Source organism: uncultured Agrococcus sp. (assembly GCF_945915485.1).
Taxonomy (GTDB): domain Bacteria; phylum Actinomycetota; class Actinomycetes; order Actinomycetales; family Microbacteriaceae; genus Agrococcus.
Map to the genome: position 1 here is coordinate 25,372 of NZ_CAMEFJ010000013.1, position 17,021 is coordinate 42,392.

At 65.3% G+C, this 17,021-nt stretch carries 16 protein-coding genes, 1 tRNA gene and 2 pseudogenes; 13 read left to right on the forward strand and 6 right to left on the reverse strand.

Annotated features, from left to right (window positions below):
- Positions 1 to 88: 88 nt before the first annotated feature.
- Positions 89 to 1,249: an MFS transporter gene (locus Q0O95_RS04250; RefSeq protein ID WP_293695657.1), complete on the reverse strand. Its 1,161-nt coding sequence runs from the start codon at positions 1,247 to 1,249 to the stop codon at positions 89 to 91.
- Between the two features lie 60 nt (positions 1,250 to 1,309).
- Between Q0O95_RS04250 and Q0O95_RS04255 the strand changes: the two genes are divergently transcribed.
- Complete coding sequence (locus Q0O95_RS04255) at positions 1,310 to 1,645, forward strand: metalloregulator ArsR/SmtB family transcription factor (protein WP_293695659.1); 336 nt, start codon at positions 1,310 to 1,312, stop codon at positions 1,643 to 1,645.
- A gap of 66 nt (positions 1,646 to 1,711) precedes the next feature.
- Here Q0O95_RS04255 and Q0O95_RS04260 read toward each other — a convergent pair.
- Positions 1,712 to 1,819 (reverse strand): annotated as a pseudogene (locus Q0O95_RS04260) (zinc-binding dehydrogenase); the annotation flags it as partial.
- Positions 1,820 to 2,034: 215 nt separating this feature from the next.
- Here Q0O95_RS04260 and Q0O95_RS04265 point away from each other — a divergent pair.
- Positions 2,035 to 2,433, forward strand: coding sequence for a hypothetical protein (locus Q0O95_RS04265; RefSeq protein WP_293695662.1), 399 nt, complete (start codon positions 2,035 to 2,037; stop codon positions 2,431 to 2,433).
- A 417-nt stretch (positions 2,434 to 2,850) separates the two neighbouring features.
- Here the strand turns inward: Q0O95_RS04265 and Q0O95_RS04270 are convergent.
- A tRNA-Arg gene (locus Q0O95_RS04270) sits at positions 2,851 to 2,923 on the reverse strand.
- A 26-nt stretch (positions 2,924 to 2,949) separates the two neighbouring features.
- Complete coding sequence (locus Q0O95_RS04275) at positions 2,950 to 3,471, reverse strand: TetR family transcriptional regulator (protein WP_293695664.1); 522 nt, start codon at positions 3,469 to 3,471, stop codon at positions 2,950 to 2,952.
- 85 nt (positions 3,472 to 3,556) lie between these two features.
- On the opposite strand from Q0O95_RS04275, the gene Q0O95_RS04280 reads away from it, so the two are divergent.
- From Q0O95_RS04280 to Q0O95_RS04290, 3 genes are read left to right on the forward strand one after another with little or no spacing between them, the layout of a single operon-like run.
- Positions 3,557 to 4,177: a biotin transporter BioY gene (locus Q0O95_RS04280; protein WP_293695666.1), complete on the forward strand. Its 621-nt coding sequence runs from the start codon at positions 3,557 to 3,559 to the stop codon at positions 4,175 to 4,177.
- Entirely contained in the window at positions 4,174 to 4,842 is a 669-nt protein-coding gene (locus Q0O95_RS04285; RefSeq protein ID WP_293695668.1) for an energy-coupling factor ABC transporter ATP-binding protein, read from the forward strand. The genes Q0O95_RS04280 and Q0O95_RS04285 overlap by 4 nt, the downstream gene beginning before the upstream one ends.
- Positions 4,839 to 5,435: an energy-coupling factor transporter transmembrane component T gene (locus Q0O95_RS04290; protein WP_293695671.1), complete on the forward strand. Its 597-nt coding sequence runs from the start codon at positions 4,839 to 4,841 to the stop codon at positions 5,433 to 5,435. The genes Q0O95_RS04285 and Q0O95_RS04290 overlap by 4 nt, the downstream gene beginning before the upstream one ends.
- Here the strand turns inward: Q0O95_RS04290 and Q0O95_RS04295 are convergent.
- Positions 5,332 to 6,648 carry an acyltransferase gene (locus Q0O95_RS04295; RefSeq protein ID WP_293695674.1) on the reverse strand — a complete coding sequence of 439 codons (1,317 nt, stop codon included), beginning with the start codon at positions 6,646 to 6,648 and terminating at the stop codon, positions 5,332 to 5,334. The two genes, Q0O95_RS04290 and Q0O95_RS04295, sit on opposite strands and share 104 nt — an antisense overlap.
- 80 nt (positions 6,649 to 6,728) lie before the next feature.
- On the opposite strand from Q0O95_RS04295, the gene Q0O95_RS04300 reads away from it, so the two are divergent.
- The 3 genes from Q0O95_RS04300 to Q0O95_RS04310 are packed head-to-tail and all read left to right on the forward strand — an operon-like array spanning position 6,729 to position 9,535.
- Complete coding sequence (locus tag Q0O95_RS04300; RefSeq protein WP_293695677.1) at positions 6,729 to 7,010, forward strand: metal-sensitive transcriptional regulator; 282 nt, start codon at positions 6,729 to 6,731, stop codon at positions 7,008 to 7,010.
- Positions 7,011 to 7,053: 43 nt separating this feature from the next.
- Positions 7,054 to 7,371, forward strand: coding sequence for a heavy metal-associated domain-containing protein (locus Q0O95_RS04305; RefSeq protein WP_293695680.1), 318 nt, complete (start codon positions 7,054 to 7,056; stop codon positions 7,369 to 7,371).
- Position 7,372: 1 nt separating this feature from the next.
- Complete coding sequence (locus tag Q0O95_RS04310; RefSeq protein WP_293695683.1) at positions 7,373 to 9,535, forward strand: cation-translocating P-type ATPase; 2,163 nt, start codon at positions 7,373 to 7,375, stop codon at positions 9,533 to 9,535.
- Between the two features lie 18 nt (positions 9,536 to 9,553).
- Here the strand turns inward: Q0O95_RS04310 and Q0O95_RS04315 are convergent, their stop codons facing one another.
- Positions 9,554 to 11,002 (reverse strand): helix-turn-helix transcriptional regulator, encoded by a 1,449-nt coding sequence (locus tag Q0O95_RS04315; RefSeq protein ID WP_293695686.1) that lies wholly within the window; start codon positions 11,000 to 11,002, stop codon positions 9,554 to 9,556.
- Between the two features lie 80 nt (positions 11,003 to 11,082).
- On the opposite strand from Q0O95_RS04315, the gene Q0O95_RS04320 reads away from it, so the two are divergent.
- The 5 genes and pseudogenes from Q0O95_RS04320 to Q0O95_RS04340 all read left to right on the forward strand — a co-directional run.
- Entirely contained in the window at positions 11,083 to 12,879 is a 1,797-nt protein-coding gene (locus Q0O95_RS04320; RefSeq protein WP_293695688.1) for a phosphoenolpyruvate carboxykinase (GTP), read from the forward strand.
- Between the two features lie 89 nt (positions 12,880 to 12,968).
- Positions 12,969 to 14,927 carry a TPM domain-containing protein gene (locus Q0O95_RS04325; protein WP_293695690.1) on the forward strand — a complete coding sequence of 653 codons (1,959 nt, stop codon included), beginning with the start codon at positions 12,969 to 12,971 and terminating at the stop codon, positions 14,925 to 14,927.
- 65 nt (positions 14,928 to 14,992) lie between these two features.
- Positions 14,993 to 15,736, forward strand: a complete 744-nt coding sequence (locus tag Q0O95_RS04330) for a PspA/IM30 family protein (protein WP_293695692.1) — start codon at positions 14,993 to 14,995, stop codon at positions 15,734 to 15,736.
- A 107-nt stretch (positions 15,737 to 15,843) separates the two neighbouring features.
- On the forward strand, positions 15,844 to 16,620 hold the full coding sequence (locus tag Q0O95_RS04335) for a crotonase/enoyl-CoA hydratase family protein (protein WP_293695695.1): 777 nt from the start codon (positions 15,844 to 15,846) through the stop codon (positions 16,618 to 16,620).
- A gap of 113 nt (positions 16,621 to 16,733) precedes the next feature.
- Positions 16,734 to 17,021: pseudogene (locus Q0O95_RS04340) on the forward strand (hypothetical protein); the annotation flags it as partial.

Below are 17,021 nucleotides of genomic sequence, written 5' to 3' on the forward strand. Positions count from 1 at the left end.
ACGGGAGTGCGCTCGGCGACGCCGCACCCGCCGTTCGGAGGAACACCGGGCGGGACGGCCCGTGATTCAACAGGAGTGCTCGGGAGTCTTACGACGGTTTGGCGTGCGCCATCCGAAACGATGCGCTGCACCAGGCGAGCGCGAGCAGTATCGCGCCAATGAGGGGAATCCAGGCTTCACCGATGGTGTCGACGACGAGACCGCCTACAGCCCCTGCGACTGCGGTGCCAAGGTACAGACCAGAGATATTGAGCGAAATGGCGCCCATCGCGGAATCGGGTGCAGCTTCGATGGTACTGGATTGCAGGGGCGGGTTGAGCGCCCAGGCGAAGACCGACCAGACCGCCAGGCCGATCGGGAAGAGCGGCAACGGAGACCCTGTGAAGACGATCAGCGCCATGAGAGCGAGCGCCAACGAGTGTCCGCCGGTCACGACCAACCGCGAGAGTCGGCCTCCGTACCTGTCGGCAAGCCAGCCGCCGAAGAATGCGGACGGCACGCCGACGATCCCCACCAGGAGCAGAACGGCGGGGAGCCGATCGGTTGAGCCGTGGAGATTCTCGAGTATCGGCGCGAGGTAACTGTAGAACATCAAGCCGCCACTTCCCGACAGAAATACGGCGACGACGAGGCGCAGCACGCGTGTGTCCCGGAGTGGTCGCAGTCGTTCCGGGAGGGTCTTCCCGCGGCTTCCCGGCAGATGCGGAAGTCTGATCGCAATCGTCGTCAGGGCGAGGACACTGACGATGGCGATCAGCAAGAACGTGGAGCGCCACCCGAAGAGGCCCCCGACCCACGCTCCCAGCGGTACACCGGTGAACAGTGCGACCGTGAGCCCTGCGGTGACCACGGCTAGATAGCTGCCCTGCTTACCCTCAGGGGCGCCCTGGCCTGCCGCGGCGAACGCGGTCGCGGAAACAACTGCGGCAGCCAGCCCCGCGAGCACTCGGAGAGCCAGCAGGAGCGCGAAAGTGGGAGCAACTACGGCAGCCAGGTTCGCGATGGCGAAGACAGCGAGCCCGCCCAAGAGCACTCGTCGCCTCGGGAAGGGATCGAGCAGCACCCCCATCACAGGAGCGCCGAGGGCGAAGGTGAGCGCGAAGACGGTGACGAGCTGTCCTGCCGCACCGGTGCTAATCGCAAGGTCGGCGGCGATGGTCGGCAGTAGGCCCGCGATGACGAACTCGTCGGTGCCCAGGGCAAGGGCGGCGACGAACAGGCCGATCAGCCAGAGAGGTCGAGAGGTCATGCAATCCAATGTTCGTTGTTTCACGAATAACGAACATAAGACTAATGGGATACTGGTTCCATGTCCAAACAGGTGCACCCAGATCTCGGAGCGACGCAGCTCACGACCGTGCTCGCAGCGCTGTCGAATCCGGTGCGTCTCGGGATCGTGCGCCTGCTCTCCGACGGATCCGAACGGCAGTGGGGCGAACTGGATGCGCCGGTAGCGCCGTCGACACTGAGCAAGCACCTGCAGGTCCTGCGGTCAGCGGGGCTCACTCGCACTCGCGACGAAGGAACTCGCTGCTATGTCCATCTGCGCCGCGAAGACATCGACAACCGCTTCCCCGGACTCCTCGACAGTGTTTTGAGTACCGCCGGTTCCGGAGCAGCCGACATCGGCGTCAAGCGGCCATAGTGAGCACGGGAGCGATAGGGCCGCTCCGTTCGGTCACGACCGTCGGGCCGGTACGTGAGACTTGCGTCAGGGATGCAGGCAGGTCCTTCCCCTAGTTTCGCGGGCTTCGATCGCCCTGTGCGCCGGGTTCGCTTCGGCAAGCGGGAAACGCTGTCCGATCAGAGGACGGAGATTACCTTCGGCGAGGTGCTCCGTACCCTTTCACCACTGCGGGCTGAACACCGGGGAAGCGCCGCCTGGCCACCGAGCCCCAGAACGCTGATCCCGCGCGGCACAAGCTCGGACGCATCCACAGCCACCGGTACTCCCGTGGCGTACCCGTAGACCACGTGCCGCCCGCTGCCGCTGGTGAGGTGGTCGAATGCCGTCCGTGCGCTGCTCGACTCCACATGGATCGACACCCTGGCGAAACCGCGGGGGCCGAAAGCCCAGAACACGACACGAACAACCGCTGCGGGATCGACATCGGTGGCACGGGAATGCTTCGCCCGCCGAGACGGATCGGAGCAGACCCGAAGCGCTGGCCCATCGGATCCGCGCGGTTCTGGATGAACGACATGCCCGGCACGACGATCGCCGTGGCGCGGTTGCAGGGGTACATTCACTTTCTCGCGAAGCGTTCTGGATCAACCGGGGAGCTTCCTGCACGAGCGCACCAAGGTGCTGCAATTGTGGGGAAGCGCATCCCGGGACCCCGGGGGCTCTGGGAGGAAGACGACCCTGATCGCCCGTCACCCGGTTCTCGGGCACCGCGGAGGTCTGCGCGGCTCGCGATAGTTGACGAATGAAGAGATTTCGGAAACGGGTCTGCGAATCTGGGATGGTGCCCGGCAGACATGAAGCAGCGGCGTGGGCTTGGGCTAGGCCGGAGAACGGTCGAATGTGCCGAATGTATGGATTTTCCCGGATGTCGGGCCGCTAGACCGACATTGGGGCGTGGCCGTCGATTTCCCCGACATTCGGCACACTGGGCGGTGGGGAGCCGCCCTGTTCGCGGGACGCTCACGGCGCTGGCGTCGCGAGCGGGCCAGCAATGGCCCGCTCCACAGAGCTCCAGCGCGCAGCTCGGGCGCTGAAATGCCCGAGCTTCGCTCGGGCTTGATTTCAGCGCCTACCCCTCGCTCGCGTTGCTCGCTACGATGGGGAGCCGCCAGTGGGCGGCTCGGGCGCTGAAATGCCCGAGCTTCGCTCGGGCTTGATTTCAGCGCCCCCAGTAGGATTCGAACCTACGGCCTTCTGCTCCGGAGGCAGACGCTCTATCCCCTGAGCTATGGGGGCAAAGGGACCGGAACAGACTATCAGGTCTACGACCCCCGACCGACCGAACCCGTGACCAACCGCACGAGATCGCTCAGATCCGGATGCGGCCCATCCTCACCCATCTCAATACCGATCTCCCTCGCCTGCGCACGCTGCTGCTCCAACTGCGTATGCCCCAACAGCACGAGCGCAAGCGCCTCGGTAGCCGAACGGCGATACTCCTCCACAACCCCTTCACGCTCGGCCGCAAGCGCGAGTTTCGCGCGAAGCCCACCGCCGCCCATGCCCAAAGCGATCGACGAAGCGACCAGCTCGGCACCATCCCGATGCGCAAGCAGAGCATCCCGCAGCGCCGCCACCTGATCATCCAAAGAAGAGGCTTCACGTGCACCATCGACGATGCGGTCGGCAACCAACCCCAGCAGCTCCTGCTTGCTCCGGACGTGCCAGTACAGCGCACTCGGCTGCACGCCGAGCTCGGACGCAACCGCACGCATCGAGAGATCCGGAAGACCGCGCCGATCAAGGAGGCCGAGCGTCACCACGACGAGCCGGTCAACATCCATGACGGCAATGCTACCCGCGCAACGACCGCCCTCCGTTGTGTAAGCTGAACACCGTTCAGTGAACACTGTTCAGGAGGAGGATTCCGTGCGCTCAACCGCAGGCCCCGCCCGTCTCGTGCTGTTCGCCGCGATCATTGCGATCCTCGGCCTCATGCCCGCGCTACCGCTGTTCGGCGGCGCGGTTCCCGTGACAGCGCAAACTCTCGGCGTCATGTTGGCCGGCTCCGTTCTTGGCCCCTGGCGAGGCGCGGCCTCCGTGACGCTCTTCCTCATCCTGGTCGCCGTGGGGCTTCCGCTACTGGCAGGAGGGCGAGGCGGTATCGGCGTGTTCTTCGGCCCCTCGGCCGGGTACATGCTCGGCTGGATCGCCGGCGCCGCGGTCATCGGCCTGATCATCCACGCGGGAGCCACGAGACCGACGTGGCTGCGCACCGCTGCCGGCCTTGTCGTCGGCGGCATCTTCGTCGTCTATCTCTTCGGCATCCCCGTACAGTCATTCATCGTCGGAACGTCGCTGACCGAGACGGCCCTGCAGAGCAGCGTCTTCCTCGTGGGAGACACGATCAAGGTGGTCATCGCGGCGCTCGTCACGATGGCACTCTGGAAGGCGTATCCGCAGGCGTTCCCGAGCTTCCGAACCACATCCCCCGCAGAGCCCGCCGAAACGGTCGCTTCGGCAACGACGAACAGCCCCCGAGAACCGTGATCCGCTTCGAGAACGTATCCGTCACCGCTCAGTCACCGGAGGGCGCTGCCCGGCTGTTGCACAACGTCAGCTTCGAACTCACCGCTGCCCGCACGGCGATCATCGGCGAGAACGGCTCCGGCAAGACGACCCTCGCCCGCGCGCTGGGCGGGCTCGTGAAACCGTCGTCGGGGCGAGTCATCGCACCCGAGAACCTCGGGTACCTCTTCAGCAACCCCGGCGCTCAGCCGATCATGCCGACGGTTCGCGAAGACGTCGCGCTGAGCCTTCGCGGAACACGGTCGGGCGGGCGGAAACTCCGCCGCGAGGAGATCGACGCGAAGGTCAACGCCGCCCTTGCAGAGCACTCGCTGACGGAGTTCGCCGATCGCCCGTGCCACTCGCTCTCGAGCGGCCAGCAGCAGCGGCTCGCACTCTGCTCGATTCTCGTCGCTGAGCCCGATCTCGTCATCGCCGATGAACCGACGAGCCTCTTGGATGCGCGACACCGCCGCATCGTGGCCGATCGTCTGCTCTCCCCTGCCGCCGAGCGAGTCGTGCTCGTAACGCACGATCTCGACCTGGCCTCCCGCTGCGATCAGGCGCTGCTCGTGCAGCACGGCCGAGTGACCGCGCAGGGCACCGCCGTGGAGATCATCGACCGATACGAGCGGTCGCTCGTATGATCTCCCTCTTCATCCCCGGCAGAGGACCACTGCACAGGTGCCCGGCGTCGGTCAAGGTACTGGGTCTGGCAGTGCTCTCCCTCGCGTTGGCGCTCGCACCGGTCTCGCTCGTGACGATCGGGGCGGCTGCAGCCGTCACGGCGATTGCGATCGCGCTGGCAGCGCTCCGCCCCGGCATCGTCTTGCGCGATCTCTTGCGAACACTCCCCTTCGTCGTATTCATAGGCGGCACCCTGTGGTTGCTGCAGGACGGGCTCGCCGCGGGTACGGCAGCAGCGCGCATCCTCGCCATCTTCACGCTGGCGAGCGTGCTATCGAGAACGACGCGGGTATCGGACATGATGGCGGCCTGGCCGTTTCGGCTCTCGGAACGACTGGCACTCGCGCTGTCGCTGATCATGACCATGATTCCCGCACTGCTGACGATCGGCGCTCAGGTGCGCGATGCGCAGCGTTCGCGGGGGCTGCGGCCGTCGCTGCGCCGCTGGATCATGCCGTTTCTCGTGCTGTCGCTGCGTCACGCCGACGACGTTGACGACGCGCTCCTGGCGCGCGCCCCGACAGCAGCAACAGGGCGATCACGCAACCGATAAGCGCGATCGCGGCATTCACGAGCGAGAGGTCGAACACCATGATGAGCATGGGTCCCGTGATGAAGGCCAGTACCGACAAGAGCGCGACGGGCAGCCCGAGGATGCGCGATTGCGCGGCGTCCGCCGGCGGCGATTCCAGTCGCACGAGTGCGAGTGAGAGCAGATAGACGGCTCCGAGTACAACAGCGTAGATCGGAATGCGCTCCAGCCACCATCGTGCGCTGCCGGGGTCTGACAGCCACTGCGGCATCAACAGCTGCACACCCACGACCGCCATGATCACCGGCAGGTGCCACAGGTAGATCGTCATGAGCCGGGTTCCGGTCAGGAACACTGCCCCCTGCGCCCATCGTGTCCGCATCAGCGCGGTGAGCGGTCGTTTCGCGAGCGCCAGCAGCGCTCCCTGCGCCACACCGAGCAGCACCAGCGGCACGGTCGCCGGGAACTGGTTCTCGAGCATGTTCCACGAGTACGGACCCGCCCACACGAGGCCTATACATGCCGTGTACGCGGCGGCAACGATGGCCAGAAGCTGCCACGCGCGCTTGTTCGCAAACCAGCCGTCGCGGTACCAGAACCCGAGCTGGTGAATGCTCAGCCACACGAAAGCGACGTTCGGGACTCCCAGATAGTCGTTGCCGGTCAACCAGCGCAGCGCGTCGAATGCCGCCGCAATCGCAATCAGCGTCACCAACGTCAGAACCGGTCGGCTCCTGTGCGCCAGGATCAGCCACGGGGCGAGCGCCTGCGCGATCGTGTAGGCGGCAAGGAACCAGAGGGGCGACCCGACTCCGACCGCGACGCCGTCGACGAGATCGGCGGGTGCACCAAGCAGTGCTGCGGCACCGAGAGCAAGAACGAAGAACGCGAGAACAGCGACCGCCGGCCGTGCAAGCCTTATGACACGCGTGCGCACGAAGGCACTCGCGTTGTCAGCGAAAGACGCCTGCGGGCGACGCGCAACGAGCGAATCCCATCCGGTCATCGCCGCGAACCCGCCGACGAGGAAGAACGCGGGCATGATCTGGAAGATGAAGCTCACGACGTTGAACCACGACTGCAGCTCCAGTGTCTTCTCGAGTTCGATACCCTCATCATTGAGACTGACGCCCGCAAGCAGAAGGTGCACGAGCACCACGAGCAAGACGCAAGCGACGCGCACAAGATCGAGCGTGAGATCCCGGCCTGCGGGAATATCTCGTTGCGGCACCATAGTTGTCACTGTAGACGCACTACGCCCAACTCTTGTCCTGCATACCCCTACGGGGTATTATGGCAGCGGAAAGGACAGTCATGCACGGATACACCCAGGATAAAGAGGCCCTCCTCAAGCGAATGCGTCGCGTCGAAGGGCAGGTACGCGGTATCGCTCGCATGATCGACGAAGACACCTACTGCATCGACGTCCTGACCCAGGTGTCGGCGGCCACGAGTGCGCTGGAGAACGTTGCGCTCGCACTCATGGGCGATCACCTCAAGCACTGCGTCTCGGAAGCGGCGGCCGAGGGCGGCCCCGTCGCCCAGGAGAAACTGGAAGAAGCAACGGCCGCGATAACCCGGCTCGTAAAATCCTAACGAGAGCTCGAACACGCAACCGATCAATGAACGGGGACCCGGAATGAAGCAAGATGTTGCAATCGGCATTGATGAGCAGGCCGCACCGAGTGACGGATGCTGCGGCGGCGGATGCTGCGGCGGCGCGACAGAAGCCCCAGCCGGCGTGACGGCAGAGGTGCTCGTCGAGGGCATGACCTGCAGCCGCTGCGTCAACAGCGTTATCGAAGAGGTCGATGCCGTACCTGGCGTGCGCGGAGTCACCGTGTCGCTCGTGCCGGGCGGACAGTCGAAGGTATTCGTCCAGTCGGACGCTCCCGTCGACGAGCGCCGGCTGCAGGCAGCCATCGCCGAGGCCGGCTACCGAACGGTGCTGAACTAGCGTGCTCCAGCAGCGCGAGGGAGTCGTCGAGCTCGATATCGCGGGCATGACGTGTTCGTCGTGCGCCGCTCGCATCGAGCGCAAGCTCAACAGAGCCGACGGCATTCGCGCTGAAGTCAACTACGCAACAGAGCTCGCCACGGTGCACCTGGCGCAAGGAGCGAGCGTTGAGACGGCCATCTCGGTCGTGGAGAACACGGGGTATCGCGCCTCGCTCGCCGGAACCGAAGCGCGCGAAGTCTCGATCTGGCCCATGATCCGGCTCGTGACCGCATGGGCGCTCACAGTGCCGATCGTCGTGCTGTCGATGGTGCCTCCCCTGCAGTTTCCCGCGTGGCAATGGGTCGTCTTCGCCATGACCATTCCTGTCGTCGCGTGGTGCGGCTGGCCCTTCCACCGTGCCGCGTTCGTAAGCCTGCGGCACGGGACCACGACCATGGATACGCTGATCTCGCTCGGCACGCTCAGCGCAATGCTGTGGTCGGTCTGGGCGCTCTTCTTCGGTGGCGCAGGCAACATCGGCATGCGCATGGAGATGACGCTGTTCGGATCCGGGCACCACGAACTCTATTTCGAAGTCGCGGCCGCCGTCACCGCATTCCTGCTGCTCGGTCGCATGATCGAGTCTCGCGCGAAACACTCGCAGACGGATGCGCTGGATGCGCTGGCACGGTTGGGCGCCCGGGAAGCAACGCGGTTGACGGGCGACGGCGAGGAGCGCATCCCCACCGACCAGCTTCGCGTCGGCGACCGTTTCCGCACGCTACCCGGCGAGAAGATCGCAACGGACGGCATCGTCGTCGAGGGGTCGTCGAGCATCGACACCGCGATCGTCACTGGCGAATCGATGCCACTCGCCGCGAAACCCGGCACCGACGTCATCGGCGGCACGATCAACGGCAGCAGAACACTGGAGATCGAGGCGACGAAGGTCGGCGCGGACACCGAGCTGGCGCGCATCGCCGCGATGCTGCGGCAGGCGCAGAGCGGGAAGACGGGCGTGCAACGCCTTGCGGACAAGATCTCGTCATTCTTCGTACCCGCCGTGATCGCGGTGGCGATCGTGACGCTCGTGACCTGGCTGCTGGTCACGGGCGATGTCGAGGCCGCGCTCTCGGCATCGGTTGCGACGCTCATCATCGCGTGCCCCTGCGCGCTCGGTCTCGCGACCCCGACCGCGCTGCTGATCGGCACGACAAGGGGCAGCGAGCTCGGCATGCTGCTGCGCGACGCGACCGTACTGGAGACGGCGAGAAAAGTCGACGTCGCGATCCTCGACAAGACCGGAACGCTGACCGAGGGCCGCATGCGCATCGGTGCCGTCTTCGCCGAGCCGTACGTGCAGAGCGTCGATCTGCTGCGCATCGCGGCCGCAGCAGAACATGACAGCGATCATCCGATCTCCTACGCGGTCCTCCGTGCCGCAAAAGCCTCCGGGATCACCGTGAAACCAGCGCACGACGTCGAAACCGTTACCGGCGCGGGCCTCGTCGGCGAGTTCGAGGGGCACAGCGTGCGAGTCGGCAGACCCGACTGGATCGGTGTCGACCCCGGCAAGACCGGTGCGCTGACGGGAACACTCGTCGCTGTCGAGTATGACGGCGCCTACCTCGGCACCCTCATGCTGAACGACGAGGTTCGCGGCGACGCGAAAGCCACGATCGGCAAGCTCCGCGAGCTGGGCATCGAGCCGATCATGGTGACGGGAGACCACAGAGCAGCGGCTGACGAAATCGCGCAAACCGTGGGCATCGACCGCGTATACGCCGGTGCCGTACCCGCCGACAAAGTCGAGCACGTCAAACGCCTGCAGGCCGAGGGCCGACAGGTGGCCATGGTGGGTGACGGGGTGAACGATGCTGCGGCCCTGGCAGAAGCGGATCTCGGCATCGCGATGGGGTCTGGCACGGATGTCGCGAGAGCTTCCGCGTCGATAACGCTCGTCAGCGTCGGGTTGGAGCGCGCGGCGACCGGTATCGAGCTCGCGCGCGCTACCCTGCGCATCATCAAACAGAATCTGTTCTGGGCATTCGCGTACAACACGCTCGCCATCCCGCTCGCCGCCCTCGGGTTCCTCTCGCCGCTCATCGCTGGGCTCGCCATGGCGCTGTCGAGCCTCATGGTCGTCGGCAACAGCCTCAGGCTGCGCCGCTTCGGCCGCTGATCGCCCGCACCGATCGGCCTACGCCCGCGGCAGGTCGTCTTCGCGGGTGTGACGGTCGAGAAAGTCGTACAGTTCGACGTCGTCGACGCCGGGGAACGTTCCCGACGGCAACGGCGACAGCACGTGCTGGTGCATCTTGGCCGACGCCCACGCCGCTCCGTCCCATCTGTACGCAAGCTCGCTAGCGGGCTTCGAGCAGCAGCGCGCATCCGGGCAGGTGGAAGTCTCGCGATACGAAGTGTCGGAGCCCCTGAAGTATTTGGCCGAGTCGAATGGGACGCCGATAGTGATGGAGAAGTCGCCGTCGGTTCCCGTTCCCGTCTGGGTCGAGCACCAGTAGGTTCCCGTCGGCGTGTCGGTGTACTGATGGAACTCGGCGGCCTTCGTCGTCATCTCGAAGGCGAGCCGGGATGCGAAGTGCCTGCACACATACTGCCCCTCGACCGTCCCCGACGGGTCCGCCGGCAGCTCGAGGCCATCGTTGACGTACGCGCGCACGATCGAGCCGTCTTCGTCGACCCGCAGAAAGTGCAGTGTCAGATCGAGCTCGGTCGTCGCGAGATTCGTCAGCCGCATCGCGGCCGTCTCGTGCGTCACACCGAAGGCGTCGCGGAAGTCCTCAACCGCAAGATTGCGCTCCTTCTTCGCCTTGCGCAGATACTCGACGGCGTTGTCCTTCGGCATGAGCGTTGCCGCCGCGAAGTAGTTGATCTCGAGCCGCTGCCTGAGAAACTCGCTGTAGGTTGCCGGTTGCGTGTGCCCCAGCAGGCGGTGCGCGAGGGCCTGCAACGCGAGCGAACGGAGACCGTGCCCACCGGGGATCGAGGCTGTCGGAAGAAAGATCTTGCCGTTTTCAAGGTCGGTAACCGAGCGCGTCGAGTGCGGCAGGTCGTTGACGAAGACGAGTTCGAAACCGAGGCGGTTCGCGATCTGCGCAACCGAACGGTGCGTCAGGCTGCCTCGCTCGTGCCCGACGGCATCCAGCTGCTCCTGCGCGAGCGTGTCGATCTCCGGCAACACGTTGTTCCGCGCTTCCATCTCACCGCGGAGCGCTGTCGCGTCACGCCTGGCCTGCTCGGGCGTTGCGATGGCCTCCTTCGACCTCCTCTCGAGCTCATTGTGCAGCCCCACGAGCGACTCGAGCACGCGATCATCCATCGACCGTCCCGGCTTCAGCTGCGGCAGCCCCAGCCGGTGATAGACGGAGCCCTGCTGCAATCGGATGAGGTCTAGCTCGAGTGCCGCACGGCGCGTCGGCGGCTCTTGTCGTAGCAGATCACCCGTTTCCACTTCGAGCGCCGTCGCAATCGCGTCCAGCTGCGAAAGACGCGGTTCCCGCTTCCCGTTCTCGATCAGCGAGAGCTGACTGGCGGCCAAGCCGACCGGCACCGAAACTTCATCCAAAGTCTTGCCGGCACGCGTTCGATAGTGCTTAATCCGTTGCCCAAGCAGTGGAAGATTCGTCATTGCAACAGCATACGAAACTTTTGCAGTTTTTGCGCAGCGATTTCCCCGTATCGCGTGGCCGTGCATCCCAGACTGGGACCATGACGCACGATGTAGCTCAGGACGTTCGCGATTGGGTCGACGAGATCGCCGCGAAAACGCAACCGAAAGAGATCCGGTACCTGGCGGGAACCGACGAAGAATACCGGGAGCTGACCCAGGATCTGCTCGAGGCGGGCACGATCGTTCCCGTCCCCAAGCGCCCCGGCAGCTATCTGGCGCGCTCCAGTCGCGACGATGTCGCGCGCATGGAGGACCGCACCTTCATCTGCTCCGAGCATGAGATCGACGCGGGCCCGACCAACAACTGGCATGACCCGACGGAAATGCGGTCGACGCTCGACGAACTCTTCACGGGCTCGATGCGGGGTCGGACCCTGTTCGTCGTGCCCTTCACGATGGGCCCCCTCGGCGGGCCGATTTCGCAGATCGGCGTCGAAATTACCGACTCGGCGTACGTCGCCGTCAGCATGATGCTCATGACTCGCGTCACCCCCGAAGTGCACGGCGCCATCGACGAAGGGGCCTTCTGGGTCAAGGCACTGCACTCGGTGGGCGCGCCGCTCGATCAGGGGCAGGAAGACATCGCGTGGCCGAGCAACCCGACCAGATACATCACGCACTTCCCCGAAACGCGAGAGATCATCTCCTACGGCTCCGCATACGGCGGCAATGCGCTGCTGGCGAAGAAGGCCTTCGCGCTCCGCATCGCGAGCGTTATGGCCCGCGACGAGGGCTGGATGGCCGAGCACATGCTGATCCTGCGCATGAGGCACGAAACCGGCCGCGTCGTCCACATCGCGGGCGCCTTCCCCTCCGCGTGCGGCAAGACGAACCTCGCCATGCTCCAGTCGTCACTACCGGAGTGGCAGGTCGAGACGATCGGCGACGACATCGCCTGGCTCCGCCCCGGCTCCGACGGGCGCCTCTGGGCGATCAACCCCGAATACGGCTTCTTCGGCGTCGCCCCCGGTACGAGCGAGAAGACCAACAAGGTCGCGATGGACATGATGGAGCGCGACGTCATGTTCACCAACGTCGCGCTGACCGACGACGGCGACGTCTGGTGGGAGGGAATGTCCAAGGAGATTCCGGCAAACCTCACCGACTGGCAGGGCAACGCCTACGACCCCACCGGCGACCAGCCGGCAGCGCATCCCAACGCGCGCTTCACGGTTCGGGCATCTCAGGCGCCTTCGATCGCGCCCGATTACGACGCGCCGGAGGGCTTCCCGATCGACGCGATCATCTTCGGCGGGCGTCGTCCCAGTCTCGTTCCCCTCGTACTGCAGTCGCGCTCGTGGCAGCACGGTGTCTTCGTCGGTTCGACGATTTCCTCGCAGCAGACCGCCGCGGCCGAAGGGCCCGTCGGCCAGATCCGCCGCGACCCCTTCGCGATGTTGCCGTTCGCCGGCTACAATATGGGCGACTACTTCGGCCACTGGCTGCGGATGGGCGAGCAGCTCGGCGATCGGGCTCCGAAGATCTTCAACGTCAACTGGTTCCGACGCGACGAGGACGGCGGATTCCTGTGGCCCGGGTTCAGCGAGAACGCCCGCGTGCTCGACTGGATCGCCAAGCGGCTCGTAGGCGAGGTTCCCGGTGTCGAGACGCCCGTCGGCATCCTTCCCGCAGCGGACGAACTCAACCTCACCGGGCTCGATATCGATGCCGAGACGCTGAATGCGATCATCACCTGTGACGTGGACGGCTGGCAGGACGAGATGAACGACGTGGGCGCATTCTTCGAACGGTTCGGACACAGGCTCCCGAACGAGTTGAGCCGCGAGCTCGCAGACGTGCAGTCGCGGCTGTCGTCCGCATACGCAGCCTCTTAGAGGCTTTTGGCTGTGTGTTCTCCCGGTGAGAACACACAGCCATTTGCTTGCCGGGAGAAGTAGCATGCAAGTGATAACCAGGAGGCCTCATGCGCATAGCTCGTCGACGACCCGTTCCGTTGCTGTTGCTCGCTTTCCTGGCGGCCGTCACCGTCGTCTTCGGGCTCGGCGCCCAATCGTCGAGTGCCGCTGAGCCCGAGTCTCTCGACGGACAGACCGTTGTCGATCAGGTAGGTGTGCTCGGCACCGACCTCGATACCGTCTCGCAGGCTGTTCGCGACGCGAACGCCGACGGTCGCGACAACGTGTACATCATGATCATCGACTCGTTCGAAGGCGCTGACAGCACGAACTTCGCGACGCAGGTGGCAACCATGAGCGGTGTTCCGTTCAACAGCATCGTCGTCGTCGTCGCCACGGAAGACGAGGGCAGGTACGGTGTCGCGATGGGCAGCGATGTCGCGAATTCGCGGGGCACGATCCAATCCGCGGTCGAGGACGACCTGGTTCCCGCGGTCGCAAGCGGTGATGCGGCCCGTGGGATAGAGGAGTTTGCGAGTCTGCTCTCCTCGGCCCCGCAGCAATCGGAGCAGAGGGCGTGGACGGGCACCTGGATCACGGTCGGCGTCATAGCGCTCGTCGTCGCAGGGCTCATCATCTGGCGCAGAGTCGCGAAGCTCATCAAGAAGCAGGAGGCGGCGAGGAAGCTCGCCGCGGAGTTGGGCGAACTCAAGAAGCGAGCCGACATCGCGCTCGTGCGTCTCGACGAGACGATTCGCCAGTCGGAGCAGGAGCTCCAGTTCGCCTATGCACAGTTCGGAGAGGAACCGGTCGCGCCGTACCGGGAGGCCCTGGATCGGGCACAGCGGGATGCCGAGGTCGCGTTCGGGCTGCAACAGCAGCTCGACGATCACATCCCCGATACCGAACAGCAGCAGCGCGACTGGACGGGCCGCATCATGGAGTTGGCGCAGCAGGCGAAGGCGGCGCTCGGTGACCACGCGGAAGGCTTCGAACGCCTCCGCGATCTCGAGAGCAACGCTGCGCACGTGCTCGGCGGACTGAGGAGCCGCCGCGGCGTGCTCGACGCCGAAATCGAGGCCGCGAAAGCGACGTTGGATCATGAGCATGCGACGCACATCGGCGACTCCGTTGCGCCCATTCAGGAGAACATCGATCACGCGAAGCGCCTCGCGGCGACGCTCGACGAAACGATGCGGGAGGCAGCATCCGCTATCGAAACGGGCGACACATCCTCCGCCGCAGTGAACGTGCACGCCTCTGAGGTTGCATTCGCGGAAATGGACGAGCTGCTGCAGGAGGTCGGCGATCACTCGCGGCGACTGCACGAACTCGACAACGAGCTGGCGGCCAGAGTGCAGGACGCCAAGGGGCTGATCGCCGAGGTGCGCTCCGCGAATCACCTGACGATGAATCCCGGACCGCTCGTAGAACTCCTGCAGGAGCAGATCGGCGCAGCCGAAGCGACGCCGCGAGACACGGTCTCGGTGACCGAATCGTTCGACAAAGCCATGGACAGGGTGAGCGATGCGCTCGAAGGCGCTCGGGAGCGGAAAGCGCTCGAAAACGAAGCGGCGACCCGCATCGAATTCGCGAGGAAACGCATCGAGTCGAGCGAGCACTTCATCAATACGCGCCGGTCCAACATCGGCACGCGACCGCGAACGCTGCTGCGTTCGGCGAAGCAGGAACTCGCGCACGCGATAGAAGCCAAGGACGCCGGGGCACGGCGAGATCACGCGAACAGGGCCGGCCAGCTCGCCCGCCAAGCCCAGAAGGAAGCGCAGGGCGAACTGCACTACGGCGACCGATCTCCCTACAACCGCGACAGCGGCGGCGACGTCGGAAGCTTCGTCGTCGGCGCCGTGCTCGGATCCATCTTCTCCGGCGGCGGCCGCAGCCGCGGCGGTGGATTCTCGGGTGGCGGTGGCGGGTTCTCAGGAGGGGGCTTCGGCGGCGGTGGCGGCGGCGGATTCTCCGGCTTCGGCGGCGGTGGCGGCGGTGGCTTCTCGGGCTTCGGCCGCTGAGATCCCCTGTTCACGCTCTTCCACGACCAATACACTGATTTCAGGCGTTCAACGAAAGGGAACCAATGGCAAAGCAGTCAATCTTCGGGCGCATCTCGCAGCTGGTCCGCGCAAATGTCAATGCGCTCATCGACCAGGCCGAAGACCCCGAGAAGATGCTCGACCAGCTCGTCCGCGACTACACCAATTCGATTGCAGACGCCGAGTCGGCTATCGCTCAGACCATCGGGAATCTGCGGATGCAGGAGCAGGACTACCGCGAGGACATCCAGGCGGCCGAAGATTGGGGGCGGAAGGCTCTCGCGGCAAGCCAGCGGGCCGACCAGCTCCGTTCCGAGAACCCCGGCGAAGCGGAGCGCTTCGACAACCTCGCGAAGGTCGCGCTCGGCAAGCAGCTCGCTGCTGAGAACGAAGCACGGTCCGCGCAGCCGTCCATCCAGTCGCAGAACGAGACGGTCGAGAAGCTCAAGACCGGCCTCGACCAGATGAAGCAGAAGCTCGAGCAGCTGAAGACCAAACGTTCGCAGCTCATCGCTCGCCAGAAGACCGCGCAGGCACAGCTGCAGGTTGCCGACGCCGTGAAGTCGATCGACATCATGGACCCGACGAGCGAGATCGGCCGCTTCGAAGACAAGATCCGCCGCGAGGAGGCGAAGGTGCTGGGCCAACAGGAACTCGCTTCGTCGAGCCTGGACGCGCAGTTCGAGTCGCTCGAGGACGTCGGAGAGCAGCTCGAGATCGAAGCCAGGTTGCAGGCGCTGAAGGGCGGCAACCAGCAGTCCATCACCGAAGGCGACAACGTTCAGTAGCGCTTTGTAGGCCTCGCACAGTCTCCAGACGGTTTTCATGGGTCCAGAAGGCGTCTCGACCAATAAAAACCTTCTGGGGTTGCCCTGTTCGCGGTAGATTCTGACGGGTGGAGTATCAGTACCTGACGATCGACCGCGATGGGCACATCCTGCTCATCGGACTCAACCGCGCGCAGAAGCGCAACGCCATGCACGAGGCGATGCTGCAGGAGCTCGCGCTCGCCTACCGCGAACTGCACGATGATCCGGATCTCCGGGTCGGCGTCGTGTACGCGCACGGCGAGCATTTCTCTGCCGGTCTCGATCTGACGGATATCGGGCCGAAGATGGCGGATGGTTCCTTCGACGCCCTCGCAGGAGGCATCGACCCCTGGGGCATCAGAACGGAGCCGGTGTCGAAGCCCGTCATCGTCGCACTGCAGGGTTACGCGTACACGCTCTCGATCGAGCTCGCCCTTGCCGCTGACATCGTGGTCGCTGCCGAGTCGACGACCTTCGCGCAGCTCGAGGTCGCCCGCGGCATCATGCCGTTCGGCGGCGCGACCCTCCGTTTTCACCGCCTCGGCTGGGGCAACGCAATGCGCCGCATTCTGACGGCGGAGCCGTTCGATACTCGCGAGGCCCATCGCATCGGGCTCGTGCAGGAGATCACGCCCGACGGCGAACAGTTGGCTACCGCGATCGAAATCGCCGCGCAGATCGCGCGCAACGCTCCACTTGCGGTGCAGGCGGCGTTGGCTTCGTCGCGGGATTCCCTCATCGATTCAGAAAGCACTCGTCAGTCGCTCGACGCAACCGCTACGAAGCTGGCAGCAACGAAGGATGCGGCACGTGCCGTCGAATCCTACTTGCGCGGCGAGCCGGTCGCGTTCGAGGGCGACTGATCGTGCCCCGGCTTCGCCGGCTCGGGTTCGGCATCGGTCGGCTGACGCGTTCGGCCGCGGACCGCTTCGGCAGCGCCGTGACCGCTCCTCCGGTCGCGCGCGCCGGATTCCGCATCGCGTCCTCGGGCGCGAAACTCTGGGGTGCTGCGCTCGGCGGTACGTTCTCGCGGCACGGTGCGCTGACGGTCGTCACCGGCCTCCCGTCGTGGGCATTCGGTCGCGGCGGCACGTGCGTCGGAGACACGGTGCTGACGTCGAAGCCGATGACGGATGCCGTGCTCGCCCACGAAGACGTGCACAGGACGCAGTGGCAGCGCTACGGGCTGGCGTTCATTCCGCTCTACTACGCGGCCGGTCTCGACCCGCTGCGAAACCGCTTCGAGATCGAGGCGGGGCTCGAA